This window comes from Nocardia beijingensis NBRC 16342 (genome assembly GCF_001612785.1).
GTDB classification, from domain to species: domain Bacteria; phylum Actinomycetota; class Actinomycetes; order Mycobacteriales; family Mycobacteriaceae; genus Nocardia; species Nocardia beijingensis.
In genome coordinates this window covers 1-12,321 of record NZ_BDBC01000048.1, presented here as the reverse complement: position 1 = coordinate 12,321, position 12,321 = coordinate 1, and the positions used below count along the sequence as shown (strand labels likewise).

The window sequence follows — 12,321 nt, the reverse complement described above, 5'->3', positions numbered from 1 at the left end:
GCTCGGCGCCGGCGCGGTGCGGCTCGGGCGCAGCCGCGGCGCGGGCGCCGCGTGCGTGTTGATCGTCGTCTCGGTCTTCCCCATCGCCTACCTCCAGGTGTGGGGTGCGCAGCCGACCCCGATGGGCTGGAATCTGCCGGAGAATCGGTCGGAGATGAAGGCCGCGTTCCCCGATTTCCCCGGCACCACACTGCAACTCGGCGACCGGATGCTCATCCCGCCACCGGAGCGGAATCTGTCCGGCGCGTACGGTTCGCTGGTTTTCGGCAACTACGCGAAGGATCTGGAGCTGACCTACGTCAGCGGATACACCCCCAACGGGCACTACTGGTTCGGCGAGACGTTGTGCATGCGGTGGGACACCAGCGTCTGTCCCGATGCCTACCGGCGCGCCTTCGCGACCGAGCCGACCACCGGACGGACCATCGTCGACCTGATGAAGGTCGATCGGGTCGTGCTGCATCGCGCCTTGTACCCGGACGCGCGCGATCAGCCCGCGCCGCCCGGCTGGCGCTGGGTCGACTACCCCGGGCACGAGAAGTACATCTCGGTGCTGGAGCGCACCGACGGCCTGATCTCGGCGCGGGACGGCCGGGTGTCCGCCACCCAGGGCGTGACGGCCACGTCGGTCGGTGAGTCGGACACGACCAGCCGGGTGCGGGTGCGTTCCCCGGAGGGCGGGCGAATCGTTTTCGCGCGGCTCGGCTGGCCCGGTTACCGGGTGACGCTGGACGGGCGCGAGATCCCTTCCACACTGGTGGCGAAAACGTTTGTGGCCGTGGATCTCCCGGCTGGCAGCTCCGGTGAGCTCGTGGTGTCGTGGCAGCCGCCGGGCTGGCGGATCGGCGTCGCGGCGGCTCTACTCGGGCTGCTCGTCGTCGGCCTGTCGCAGTGGGCGTACCTGCGTGGCAGGCGGCGCCCGGACGCGGCGGCCGGAGCCGAGCCGTCCCCGCCCGACGCGGGGGTGCCCGCGGAAACCGACCTGGCCGACGCCGCCCGATGAGCGCGGGCGCGGCGGATGGAATCGGCGCACCGGAATCGGAGGCGCGGCGTCTCGATGCCGCGGGCGCGGCGACGGACACGGGACCTGGTGAGACGCTCGCCGCCGACCCGGGCCCGCTGCTGCGCCTGGTGCGTCGCCAAGAGATCGCGTTCGCCGTCGTCGGCATGGTGAACACGGGCCTCGGCATGGCGCTGACCGTGCTGTGGCTGGCGGTGCTCGGTGACCGGGCGCCCGCCGCGCTCGCGCCTGCCCTGGCCTACGCGGTCAGCGTGGTCGTGGCGTTCGTCCTGCACCGGACCCTGGTGTTCCGGGTACGGGGGCGCGCGGCGCGGGATTTCGTCGCGTTCGTCGCGGTGAACTCCGGTGGGCTGGCGCTGAACATGGTGCTGCTGCAACTGGGCGTCTCGGTGCTGCATCTGCCGAGCATCCCCTCGGCGGTCGGGGTGATGGCGCTGGTGGCCGGGGCCAGCTTCTTCGGTCATCGCCACATCTCGTTTCGCCGGACATCCGCTGCCGGTGCGGACGGTTCTCGCTCCGGTCCGGCCGGAAGGTAGGTTCCTGGTATGCCTGAGCACACCACCCTGGACGCCACACTGCTGAGTCTGCTGGCCTGCCCGCAGGACAAGGGCCCGCTGCGGCTGGTTCGCGCCGCCGACGGCAGCGAGTCGCTCTACAACCCGCGCCTGCGCCGGGCATACCCGATCGAGAACGGCATCCCGGTGCTGCTCGTCGACGAAGCCAGGGACGTCACCGACGCCGAGCACGAAGCGTTCACCGCCCAGGGCGACGCCTGACCTTCCGCATCACATTCCCTTCCGCTCACGACTCGCCCGCCGTGCGGCAACGGATGCGTCACGGTCGATTTGCGTCCATTGACCGTTCCAAGCCGGGTCCGCCATGATCATTTGCACTTCGAGACGGTCAACTCGCTCCAGCCAAGGGGCGTTGCGGCCGACCTGATCAGCGCACTGGTGGCGTATGAGAGAGAGGTCGGGAACGTCATGAGCGATTCACGTTTACGAAATTGGACGGCTCGATGCGCGATCGCCTGCGCGGTCACGGCGGCGGGATTCGCCATGGCGGTGCCCGCGCAGGCCGAGCCGCTCTGGCCGGGGGGCCCGGATATTCCCGGTCTGCCCGCGCTGATTCCACCCCCGCCGCCCGCGCCGGTCGTGGCGCCGTGCTCGACGGCGGCTCGTGCGTGCATGCGGTTGTCGACGAATGAAGCGTGGCTGATGGACGAGGGCAAGGTGGTCTACGGCCCGACGCCGATCTCCCACGGGATGCCGGGATACGAGACGCCGCCCGGCGTCTTCCACGTTTCCTTCAAGAAGGAGTTCCACTGGAGCACCATGCACAACGCTCCGATGGAGTACGCGACCTTCTTCAACGGTGACATCGCCTTCCACGTCGGCCCGATCGAGAAGCAGTCGCACGGCTGCGTCCGGATGACCTACGAGGGGGCCAAGGCGTTCTACGAGTACCTGTGGCCCGGTGACGTCGTCGAAGTCGTGGAGTGACGGCCACGGCGTCCCACGGTGACCGGCGCGGTCACCCGGACGCCGGTCGCTGCCCGATGTCGCCGGTGAGATAGCGCTGCAGCGTCGGGCCCACCGCGGCGACCAAATCGTCCGGAGGCATCGAGGCCAGCGGTTCGACGCCGACGATCTTGCGGCCGACCAGCACGCCGATCATCTGCGAGGCGACCAGGCCGATTCGGACGCGTCCGTCGTCCTCGGCGGTGGCGATCCGTCTGCGGACGCGTTCCAGCACCACTTCTAGAAGGAAGGACCTGGCCAGCGACAGATCGTGGCTGCCGGACAGGATGCTGCGCACCATCGCGACCACGCCGGGACCCGCGGGCGAATCCCACACGCCGACCACCGCGCGAAGGATGGTCTCGCCCAGCAGATCCAGTGGCGCGGCTTCGATGACGCGCAACGTCGCCTCCGGGTCGACCGGAAACTCCACCACGGCGGCGAAAAGCTGTTGTTTGGTGCCGAAATAGTGGTGCACCAGGGCCGGATCGACCCCAGCGTCGGTGGCGACCGCGCGCACCGAGGTCTTGTCGAACCCCGCGTCGGCGAACCGGGTGCGGGCGGCCGCGAGGATGGCCTCACGAGCGCCCGACTGCCCCGGTCGGCGGCCGGTGCGAGCGGGCCGCTCGGTGCCGCCGGAGCCGTTGACTGCCGTCATGCGGTCCGCCGTCGTAGCGTGGCCGCGCCCAGGCACAGGGCGACGATCGCGAAGCCGGTCACGATGGCCAGATCACGCCACATCTCGCCGGTGACCTCGGGATGCGTCGAAACTTGCTGCAGCGCGTCGACCGCGTAGCTCAACGGCATCACGTTGCTGATCACCTCCAGCCAATCCGGCAGCTGGCCGCGGGGAACGAGCAGGCCGCACAAGAAGATCTGCGGGGCGACCACGACCGGCATGAACTGTACGGCCTGGAATTCGGTGCGGGCGAACGCGCTGGCCAGCAGACCGAGCGCCACCCCGCACACCGCGTCCACCACCGCGATCAGCACCACCCACGCCGGGCTGCCCGCCGAGCCGAGCCCGAGCAAACCGAAGGAGACCAGGCAGGCGACGGTCGCCTGCGCGGCGGCGGCCAGCGAGAACGCGCTGCCGTATCCGGCGAGCAGATCGAGTTTCGTCAGCGGCGTGGACAGCAGCCGCTCCAGCGTGCCCGAGGTGCGTTCGCGCTGCATGGCGATCGCCGTGATCAGGAACATCACGATGAACGGCAGGATGCCGAGCATGCTGATGCCGACGCGGTCGAACAGCGAGACGGGGTTCAGCGGGTTGGTCGGAGCGTCCTTGTAGATGAAGTACAGCAGCGCCATCAGCAGGGCGGGGACCACCAGGATCATGGCGACGGTGCGATGGTCGTTGCGCAGCTGCCGCAGGATGCGGCCGGTGGTCGCGGCGTAGGGGCGCAGCGTCGGGGTCCGCCGGGGTGCGGCTTCGGATACGGCGGTCATGCGTTCTGTCCCATCGTGATGAGGGTGAGGAAGGCGGTCTCCAGGTTCTGCTCACCGGTTCGTGCGCGCAGTTCGTCGGGGCTGAGCTCGGCGAGCAACTGGCCGTCGCGCATCAGCAGCAGCCGGTCGCAGTGCTCGGCCTCGTCCATGACATGACTGGACACCAGCAGCGTCGTCCCGTTCGCGGCCAGCTCGTGGAACTGTTTCCACAACTCGACGCGCAGCACGGGGTCGAGGCCGACCGTCGGCTCGTCCAGCACCAGCAGCTCCGGCTGGGCGACCAGCGCGCAGGCCAGGGACGCCCTGGTCTTCTGGCCGCCGGAGAGTTCGTCGCCGCGCTGGTGGGCGTGGTCGGCCAGGCCCACCGCCGTGATCGCGTCGTCCACGTCGGCCCGGTCGCGGCCGTAGAGCGCGGCGAAGTACGCGACGTTCTCCCGGACGCTGATGTCGTTGTAGATGCTCGGCGCCTGCGTGACGTACCCGATGAGGTGGCGCAGCGCAGGCGAGCCCGCCGGGTGGCCGAGCGCGGTGACCTCACCCGATTCGACGATCTGGGTGCCGACGATGCTGCGCATCAGCGTCGTCTTGCCGCACCCGGACGGGCCGAGCAGCCCGGTGATCGTGCCGCGCGGGATGGTCAACGAGACGTCGTGCAGAACTTCGCGGCCGCCGCGGTGGACGCGCAGGTCTCGGACCTCGACGGCGGGGGAGGGAATGGGTCGCGACACGGTCGCCTCAATTCATCGAGTGTTGAATTCACTGTGTGATGAATTTAGCGCGATCCCGCGGAACCGGCAAGAGTGCCGGGCGACCATTCAGTGGCCGTGGTGCCTCGGCGGCGTCCCTGCCGCCTGACCCGGTTCCACGACCACGAACTGGCCCATCATCCCGAGGTCCTCGTGCCAGAGCAGGTGGCAGTGGAACATGTACGGCGCGTCCGGATCGGCCGGTCCGTCGAAGCGCATGGCGAGCCGCACCGTGCTGTTCGGCGGCAGGAACACGGTGTCCTTCGGGCCGGCCAGCGCCGCGGGCACGGGCCCGTCGTCCACCGCGAGCACCCGGAATCGCACGTCGTGGACGTGGAAGTTGTGCGGCATGCCGTCGTTGTTGCGCACCACCCAGGTCTCGGCGGTGCCGCGCGTGACCGCGAAATCGATGCGGTCCATGGCCATCGGCGTGCCGTTGATCCCGGCGAGGCTCAGATCGAAATGCCGTTCCCGCACCGAGTCGCCGCCATCCGGGGTGGTGGGCGGGGCCAGCACGGTCGGGAGTTCCGGTGCGGGCCGCAAGGTGTCGGCCGCGCGTAGTTCCAGGATGTCGAACGTGTCGTCACCGCCGGAGAATCGCTGCGTCCAGAAATCGAGCCCGGCGTCGAGTTTCCCGCCGCGCAGCACGGCGCGCTCGCCCGGCCGCATCCGCACCACGATCTCGGCGCGCTCGCCCGGCGACAGCCGCAGCCGGTCCAGGGTCATCGGCCGCTCCGTCAGGCCGCTGTCGGTGGCGACGAGCGCGAAGGGCCTTTCATCTGCGAAGACGAAGGTGTAGATCCGCGCGGTCGAGGCGTTGAGCAGACGCAAGCGCACGAGTTCGTCGCCGACCGCACGGTACGGCGCGAGCGTGCCGTTGACCATCGTCCGATCGCCGAGGAATCCGACATCACGGAACATCGCGTGCGTCGAGTCGAACGCCGCGCCGTCGAACCGCACGTCTTGGACGATCAGCGGCAGATCGTTCACGCCGTAGTCGGAGGGCAGGGGCATGGCGGCGGACACCTCGTCATCGAGCAGGAACATGCCCGCCAGTCCCCGCCGTACGTGCGCTTCGGTCGCGCCGTGCGGATGGGGGTGATACCAGAGCGTCGCGGCCGGTTGATCGATGGTCCATCGCGGCGTCCAAGCCGCGCCGGGCGCCACCGTCTGGTGCGGGCCGCCGTCCATCTCCGCGGGCAGGTGCATGCCGTGCCAGTGCACCGTGGAGGCCTCCGGCAACGTGTTACGCACGGTGACCGCCACCTTCTCCCCGCGTCGCGCCCGCAGGGTGGGCCCGAGGTAGTCGCCGTTGAATCCCCACGTCTCCGTGGCTCGTCCGGGACGGAATTGCCGGTGCCCGGTCCGCATCTCGAGTTCGAACGTCCGGGTGCCGTCGGCGCCCAGCCGCGACGGCGCCAGCGGGGGAATGGCGAGTTCGTTCCGGAATGCCGTCTTCCCGGCGGTGGACACGTCCGCCCGGGCGTAGACCCACGCGACGCCGCCGACGACGAGGACGGGCAACGCCGCGACGCAGACCAGAACGATGAGCAACCACCGCCGCCTGCGCGGCCGGGAATCCGAGGACATGGACCGACGGTAGAAATCGCAACGGCCGCAACACATCCGGGAGCGTCCCTATTTCGTCCCCGGTCCGCCCCTGACGTCATGCCCTCGGGCGTTCAGGGTGCGGGGTGACGCACTGCCATCTTATGTGACTCAGAACACAGAACAGGGTGTCACGCTCGGGGCCGGTCATTTGTCCCATGGTCGTCACCATCCGCCACCCGACCATGGGAGCACTGCCATGAACACCGAACATCGCATCGTCATCCTCGGCGGCGGCTACACCGGCATGCTGGCCGCCGTGCGGCTGGCCCGGCGCACCCGTGCGCTCGACGTCCGGATCACGCTGGTCAACCCTTCGCCCCGCTTCACCGAGCGTCTGCGCATGCACCAGGTGGCGGCCGGCCAAGAGCTCGCCGACCACCGGATTCCCGCGCTGCTGGAGGGCACGGGTGTGGCTTTCGTCCAGGGCTGGGCCACGGCCATCGATCCGGAGAATCGCGAGGTGACCGTCGACGATACGACGCGCCTGCCCTATGACGAATTGATCTACGCCCTTGGCAGCACCGCCGACACGAGCATCGTGCCCGGCGCCGCCGACCACGCGTGGACCCTCGACAACCCAGCCACCACACACCGGTTCGCCCAGCGCCTCGCCGAGGTGGCCGCGCGCGGCGGCAATGTCGCGGTCTGCGGCGGCGGCCTGACCGGCATCGAGGCGGCGGCCGAGATCGCCGAGAGTCACCCCGGCGCGCGCGTCACCCTGATCAGCACCGGCGAGCCTGGGGCCATGATGGGGCCGAAGGCCCGCGCCTACCTGCACCGGGCGCTCGATCGCCTCGGCGTCGCCCGCGAGACCGGCCGGGCCGTGGTCAAGGTGCTTCCCGACGCGGTCGAACTGGCGGGCGGCGAGCTCGTGCCGACCGACCTGACGCTGTGGACGGCGGGCGTTCGCGTGTCGCCGCTGGCCGCCGCGGCCGGTATCGAAACCGACGAGCACGGGTTGATCGTGGTCGATTCGACCCTGAGGTCGGTGTCGCACCCGGCCGTGCACGCCATCGGCGACGCCGCCGCGGTCCGCCAAGCCTGGGGACAGATCCACGGCACCTGCCAGAGCGGGATGCCGACCGCCGCCTACACCGCGGACGCCATCGCGCGGCGGCTGCGCGGCAAGCGGGTGCGCCCGTTCCGTTTCGGGTACTTCCACCAGCCGGTCAGCCTCGGTCGCAACGACGCGGTCATCCAGTTCACCAAGGCCGACGACAGCCCGCGCCGCGGCTACCTGACCGGCCGCGCCGCGGTCCTCTACAAGGAGACCGTCAGCAGCAGCCCCGTGCCGGTCTTCGCGCTCAGCAAGCGGATGACGGTGTCGGTCACCCTGTCGAAGGGCGGCCGCGCCACCAGGAGAATTCAGCCATGACCGATCGAACGACCGAGCCGGACCCGTTCCTCCAGCATCGGCGACTGCTGTTCGCCACCGCGTACCGGATGCTGGGAACCGTCACCGACGCCGAAGACGTCCTACAGGACGCCTGGTTGAAGTGGAACGACACCGACCGGGCGACGGTGCGGCAGCCGAAGTCCTATCTCGTGCGCACGGTCACCAACCTGTCGCTCAACCGGCTCACCTCGGCCAAGGCCACCCGCGAGAACTACGTGGGGCCCTGGCTGCCCGAGCCGTTGCTCACCTCACCCAGCAGCGCCGAGGAGACCGACTCGGCCGACACCGTCTCCACGGCGATGCTGGTGGTGCTCGAAACGCTCAGTCCCGTCGAACGCGCGGTCTTCGTGCTTCGCGAGGTCTTCGGCTACACGCACGCCGAGATCGCCGACGCCCTGGACCGGCCGGAACCCGCCATCCGGCAGATCGCCCACCGCGCCAAACGCCACGTGCAATCCCGCAGGCCGCGTTTCGACACCGACAAGGCGCAGCGCGATCACATCACCGCCCGGTTCATGGCCGCCTGCTCCGGCGGCGATCTCAACGCGCTGATGGATCTGCTCGCCCCGGACGTCACGTCGTGGTCGGACGGCGGCGGCGTGGTCACCGCGGCGCGCCGCCCGCTGCACGGACCCGATCACGTGGCCCGCTGGATCCTCGGTGTGCTGGCCAAGCCGATCGTCGCCGGATTCGCGTTCGAATCCGCCTGCATGAACGGCGAACTCGGCGCGCTGGTATCCATCGGCGGCTCCCCGGTGGCCGCGTTCACCTACGACATCGTCGACGGGCGAATCCGGAACCTCCGGTTCCAAGTCAACCCGTACAAGCTGAAGGGCCTCTCCATGGGCACCGACGCGCTCGGATGACGCCAGGCCGTTCTAGGCTCCAGCCGTGACCAACCAGAGTGCCCTGTCCGCCGACGGCGGGCAGGTACGGGCCTCGACGCTCGAGCTGTTCTTCGATCTCGTCTTCGTTCTCACCATCACCCAGCTGTCGCACGTCTACACGCACCATCCTGGCTGGCAAGCGCTCGCGCAGGTCGCGCTGCTGTTCGGGGTGATCTGGTGGATGTACTCCGGCTACGTGTGGCTCACCAACGAGGTCGCGCCGAACAGCTCCGCCCGCCGGACCTGGCTGCTGGTCGGCATGTTCGCCTTCTTCGTCATCGCCTTGGCGATCCCGGACGCGTTCCACGGCACCGGCATCGCCTTCGGGTTCGGGTACGTCCTGGTCACCGCCGTGCACACCGCGCTGTTCGCGTCGGCGGGCGGGGCATCGGCGGCGATCGCGATCCGGCGGATCGGTCCGCTCAACGCGCTGGCCGCCGCGCTCGTGCTCGCGGGCGGATTCGTGCACGACTGGGCGCAGTACGCCTGCTGGGCAGCGGCGTTCGCGGTGCAGGTGATCAGTCCCTACCTGGTCGACACGGGGGATTTCGTGATTCGAGCCAGTCATTTCTGCGAGCGGCACGGGCTGGTCGTGATCGTCGCGATCGGCGAATCCATCGTCGCGATCGGCGCCGGGCTGGCCGGCGAGCGGATCACGCCGGGATTGATCGCCACCGTCGGCCTCGGCCTCTGCCTAACCTACGTCCTGTGGTGGGCGTACTTCGGCGTCGACGACGAGCGCGGCGAGCACGCGCTGGCCGCGGTGCCGGACCGGGAACGGTCCCGGCCGGCCGTGCTTGCCTACGGCTACTCCCTGTATCCGCTGCTGATCGGCGTCATCGTGGCGGCGGCAGGCATCCAGATGAGCATTGCCCGCGGCGGCGAAGCGAGTTCGTTCGCCGTGGCCGCCGCGCTCTCCGGCGGGGTCGCGCTGTATTTCCTCGGCCAGTTCTTCTTCCGCCTGGCCCTGCGGCTGCCGCGGCCTTGGGCGCGCCTGCTCGCGGCGCTCGCCGTGGCCGCCACTGTCCCGATCGGCGTCTACTGGGTCGCCTGGGCGCAGTTGGCCGCGATCGTGGTCGTCGGCTATGCCGCGGTGATCGCCGACGACTTGCTCACACTGCGCTCCGGCGAGCACAGCGCGTATTTCTGAATGCGCCACGGCCGGTGGTTCGTCGGCAGAGGCCGACGATTTCCGCCGGTTGACGCGGGTTTGGGGAGGCGCGCGAGCATCGCGAGCGCGTCACCTGCCACGCCGCCACGTCGCCGGCTGCGAGCGCGCGTGGGAGACGGCAGGGCCGCCGAGCAGCCGGGTGAACCCGATCGTCGTCATACCCGTCGAGGACAATGGCGGCTGTGTGTGCCCAGTCTGTCGAGGAACTCGCCGTCGAACCCCCCGCCGCCGCTCGCCGTCTGCTCGGGGCGACCTTGTGGTCCGGCCCGGTCGGTGTACGGATCGTCGAAGTGGAGGCCTATGGGGGAGATCCGGCCGGACCGTGGCCGGATCCGGCGTCGCATTCCGGTCGCGGCCGGACCAAGCGCAACGACGTCATGTTCGGCCCCGCCGGTGTGCTGTACGTCTACCTCAGCTACGGCATGCACACCTGCATCAACGTGACCAGCGGACCCGACGGCGTCGCGAGCGCCGCGCTCATCCGCTCCGGTGAGGTCGTCGCGGGACTGGAGACGGCACGCGAGCGGCGTCCCGGCGCTCGGTCCGATCTCGACCTGGCCCGCGGGCCCGGCAATCTCGGCAGCGCGCTGGGAATCACGCTGAGCGACTACGGAACTCCGCTGCTCGATCCGTCGTCGCCGATCCGGCTGGAACTGCACAGCCCCGTCGCCGACGCCCAGATCGCCACCGGCCCGCGGGTCGGCGTCAGCAGCGCGGCGGATGTGCCGTGGCGTTTCTGGCTTCCGGAATCCCGCGCGGTGTCGGTATACCGGCGCAGTCCACGCGCTCCGCTGCCCACGACGAAGTCGGCCTGACTCGCCGAAAGGCTTCGCCGGACCGTCACGCGCCACGACACCGAGGTGCACACGTGGGCCGGAACCTCCGTGCGGAAAGATAGGACATCGTGAGCGGCGACATCATCGACGAACTGACCTGGCGCGGTCTGATCGCGCAGTCCACCGACCTGGACGCCTTGCGTGCGGCGGCGGCCGCCGGGCCGCTGACCCTGTATGCCGGCTTCGACCCCACCGCGGCCAGCCTGCACGCGGGTCATTTGGTGCCGTTGCTCGCGCTGCGGCGTTTCCAGCGCGCCGGACATCGCCCGATCGTGCTGGCCGGCGGTGCCACCGGACTGATCGGTGACCCGCGCGACGTCGGCGAGCGAACCATGAACTCCACCGACACCGTCGCGAGCTGGGCCGAGCGGATCCGCTCCCAGCTGGAGCGTTTCGTCGACCTGGACGACTCCCCGACCGGAGCCGTCATCGTCGACAACATGGACTGGACCGGGCGGTTGACCGCTGTCGACTTCCTGCGCGACATCGGCAAGCACTTCTCGGTGAACGTCATGCTGGCGCGCGACACCATCAAGCGGCGCCTGGACGGCGAAGGCATCTCCTACACCGAGTTCAGCTACATGCTCCTGCAGGCCAACGACTACCTGCAGCTGCGTCGCGACTACGGCTGCACGCTGCAGGTCGGCGGCTCCGACCAGTGGGGCAACATCATCGCTGGCGTCGAACTCAACCGCAGGGTGGACGGCGCGGCCGTGCACGCCTTGACCGTTCCCCTGGTGACCTCCGCGGACGGCAAGAAGTTCGGCAAGTCCACCGGCGGCGGCAGCCTGTGGCTCGATCCCGAGATGACCAGCCCGTACGCCTGGTACCAGTACTTCGTGAACACCGCCGACGCCGACGTGGTGCGCTACCTGCGCTGGTTCACCTTCCTGTCCCGCGAGGAACTCGACGAACTCGAGCGGGCGACCGCCGAGCGCCCGCACGCCAGGGAAGCGCAGCGCAGGCTGGCCGCCGAGATGACCACCTTGGTGCACGGCGAGGACCACACCCGCGCGGTGCAGCTGGCCAGCCAGGCCCTGTTCGGCCGCGGCGAACTGCGCGACCTCGACGAGGCGACACTCGGCGCGGCCCTGCGCGAAGCCGCCGTCGACGGTGAAGTCGCGCAGATCAAGGCGGGCGAGCCGAACACCATCGTCGACCTGCTGGTCGCGACCGGGCTGTGCGAGAGCCGGGGCGCCGCCAGGCGCGCGGTGAACGAGGGCGGCGCCGCCGTCAACAACACGAAGGTCTCCGACATCGAATGGACCCCCGCCGAGGCCGACTACCTGCACGGACGCTGGCTCGTGCTGCGGCGCGGCAAGAAGAACCTGGCGGGAGTCCTACGGGCAGGTGCGTGACGATCCCGATGGCTTGAATCACATCCGTGTGATTCAAGCCGCCGATCACACCGATGCCATGCCCCTCTACCTGCGGAAACGCCAAGTTGTCCAGGCGATTTGACGTAGCGTTTTCCGCCGCGTAACTTAGTCCAAGTCAGAGCGACACGGACACCAACCCGGAGCCGAGGCGAGGCGGAAACGCCGAGCAGGACCGGGAAACGAGGTAGGACGAGGAGCGCCTGTCAGCCCAGTATGACGCAGATCGACCGAGAGTCTTGACTTCGGTTGGTTGCTTGGTTAGGCTGGGAAAGTTGCCTCACAGAAGGTCCGGTAGAGACTGGCCC

At 69.5% G+C, this 12,321-nt stretch carries 12 protein-coding genes and 1 pseudogene; 9 read left to right on the top strand and 4 right to left on the bottom strand.

The genetic code is table 11. From position 1 onward, the window contains the following. The 4 genes and pseudogenes from NB3_RS35685 to NB3_RS24785 form a co-directional block, all read left to right on the top strand. Positions 1–1,003, top strand: a pseudogene (locus NB3_RS35685) (hypothetical protein); the annotation flags it as partial. Beyond that, on the top strand, positions 1,000–1,557 hold the full coding sequence (locus NB3_RS24795) for a GtrA family protein (protein WP_084823642.1): 558 nt from the start codon (positions 1,000–1,002) through the stop codon (positions 1,555–1,557). The pseudogene NB3_RS35685 and the gene NB3_RS24795, both read left to right, overlap by 4 nt. A gap of 9 nt (positions 1,558–1,566) precedes the next feature. Next, positions 1,567–1,797 (top strand): Trm112 family protein, encoded by a 231-nt coding sequence (locus NB3_RS24790; RefSeq protein WP_067808163.1) that lies wholly within the window; start codon positions 1,567–1,569, stop codon positions 1,795–1,797. Between the two features lie 207 nt (positions 1,798–2,004). After that, positions 2,005–2,523, top strand: a complete 519-nt coding sequence (locus NB3_RS24785; protein ID WP_084823643.1) for a L,D-transpeptidase — start codon at positions 2,005–2,007, stop codon at positions 2,521–2,523. Positions 2,524–2,554: 31 nt separating this feature from the next. Here NB3_RS24785 and NB3_RS24780 read toward each other — a convergent pair whose 3' ends face one another. The 4 genes from NB3_RS24780 to NB3_RS24765 all read right to left on the bottom strand — a co-directional run bounded on the left by NB3_RS24780 (position 2,555) and on the right by NB3_RS24765 (position 6,326). Beyond that, positions 2,555–3,199 carry a TetR/AcrR family transcriptional regulator gene (locus tag NB3_RS24780; protein ID WP_067808162.1) on the bottom strand — a complete coding sequence of 215 codons (645 nt, stop codon included), beginning with the start codon at positions 3,197–3,199 and terminating at the stop codon, positions 2,555–2,557. Further along, on the bottom strand, positions 3,196–3,990 hold the full coding sequence (locus NB3_RS24775; RefSeq protein WP_067808160.1) for an ABC transporter permease: 795 nt from the start codon (positions 3,988–3,990) through the stop codon (positions 3,196–3,198). Before NB3_RS24775 ends, NB3_RS24780 begins: the two co-directional genes overlap by 4 nt. Then, the gene (locus NB3_RS24770; RefSeq protein ID WP_067808157.1) at positions 3,987–4,718 is read right to left on the bottom strand and encodes an ABC transporter ATP-binding protein; all 732 of its coding nucleotides are present in this window, start codon (positions 4,716–4,718) and stop codon (positions 3,987–3,989) included. Before NB3_RS24770 ends, NB3_RS24775 begins: the two co-directional genes overlap by 4 nt. An 87-nt stretch (positions 4,719–4,805) precedes the next feature. Further along, positions 4,806–6,326 (bottom strand): multicopper oxidase family protein, encoded by a 1,521-nt coding sequence (locus NB3_RS24765; protein WP_067808153.1) that lies wholly within the window; start codon positions 6,324–6,326, stop codon positions 4,806–4,808. 217 nt (positions 6,327–6,543) lie between these two features. Between NB3_RS24765 and NB3_RS24760 the strand changes: the two genes are divergently transcribed. From NB3_RS24760 to tyrS, 5 genes are all read left to right on the top strand, one after another. Beyond that, a complete protein-coding gene (locus NB3_RS24760) occupies positions 6,544–7,722 on the top strand; it encodes an NAD(P)/FAD-dependent oxidoreductase (RefSeq protein ID WP_067808150.1) in 1,179 nt (392 codons plus the stop codon). Next, on the top strand, positions 7,719–8,609 hold the full coding sequence (locus tag NB3_RS24755) for an RNA polymerase sigma-70 factor (RefSeq protein WP_067808147.1): 891 nt from the start codon (positions 7,719–7,721) through the stop codon (positions 8,607–8,609). The genes NB3_RS24760 and NB3_RS24755 overlap by 4 nt, the downstream gene beginning before the upstream one ends. A 25-nt stretch (positions 8,610–8,634) precedes the next feature. After that, positions 8,635–9,780: a low temperature requirement protein A gene (locus NB3_RS24750; RefSeq protein WP_067808144.1), complete on the top strand. Its 1,146-nt coding sequence runs from the start codon at positions 8,635–8,637 to the stop codon at positions 9,778–9,780. Positions 9,781–9,974: 194 nt separating this feature from the next. Next, a complete protein-coding gene (locus NB3_RS24745) occupies positions 9,975–10,616 on the top strand; it encodes a DNA-3-methyladenine glycosylase (RefSeq protein WP_067808142.1) in 642 nt (213 codons plus the stop codon). Between the two features lie 89 nt (positions 10,617–10,705). Continuing rightward, a complete protein-coding gene (gene tyrS, locus NB3_RS24740; RefSeq protein ID WP_067808140.1) occupies positions 10,706–11,995 on the top strand; it encodes a tyrosine--tRNA ligase in 1,290 nt (429 codons plus the stop codon). Positions 11,996–12,321: the final 326 nt, after the last annotated feature.